This window comes from Actinomadura keratinilytica, assembly GCF_039539665.1.
Classification (GTDB): domain Bacteria; phylum Actinomycetota; class Actinomycetes; order Streptosporangiales; family Streptosporangiaceae; genus Spirillospora; species Spirillospora keratinilytica.
Genome location: NZ_BAABDO010000279.1, coordinates 1 through 937 on the forward strand (window position 1 = coordinate 1; position 937 = coordinate 937).

At 64.7% G+C, this 937-nt stretch carries 1 protein-coding gene; it reads left to right on the top strand.

Translation table 11 applies throughout. The features are described 5' to 3' along the window. Positions 1-912 (top strand): IS3 family transposase (locus ABD879_RS32700; protein WP_345025669.1); only part of this gene is annotated, 912 nt, incomplete at its 5' end. Positions 913-937 lie beyond the last annotated feature (25 nt).

Genomic DNA, 937 nt, shown 5'->3' on the forward strand with positions numbered 1-937 from the left:
CTAGTCGAGTTCATCGATATCCACCGCGAGCAGTTTGGTGTGGAGCCGATCTGCCGGGTGCTGGAATGCGCGCCGTCGACCTATTGGGCGGCCAAGAAGCGGGAGTCGTGTCCGTCGGCTCGTGCGGTCCGTGACGAACAGCTGAAAAAGGAGATCCTGCGGGTGTGGGAGAACCCGGGCCGGAAGGTGTATGGGGCGCGCAAAGTGTGGGCGCAGCTGAACCGGGAGGGTATCCGTGTGGCGCGGTGCACGGTGGAGCGGCTGATGCGCGAGCTGGGCATTGCGGGGGTGTGCGCGGCGCGCAAGCGGCCGGCCACCACCCTGCCCGCCGGTCGGCAGCCGGGTGACCTGCTGGGACGCGACTTCACCGCCGACGCCCCCAACCGCAGGTGGGTCGCTGACATCACCTACGTCGCCACCGCCGCCGGCTGGGTGTACACCGCGTTCGTCCAGGACCTGTTCTCCCGGCGGATCGTCGGCTGGCAGGTCGCCGAACACCTGGGCGCCGAGCTGGCGCTGGACGCGCTGGAGATGGCGATCTGGTCGCGGAAAGACACGCTCGGCAGCGGCTTGGTCCATCATTCCGATCGCGGGATTCAATACACCGCGATCCGCTATGCCGAACGGTTGGACCAGATCGGTGCGGCACGCTCGGTCGGCAGCAAGGGCGACTCCTACGACAACGCCGCGGCCGAATCACTCAACAGTCTCTACAAGAAGGAGCTGATCGATTTTCACGGCAACTGGAAAGACGTCATGGACGTGACGATCGCCACCATGGAATGGGTTTCCTGGTACAATTCTGAAAGGCTACATTCTTACTGCGGGAACGTACCTCCGAAGGAATACGAGGAAGCGTTCTACCGGTCCCGGGAGGGTGCCCTCTCGGCAGCCGAGAACCAGACGATCTAGCCTCCAAGATCGCCGGGGCGGTCCA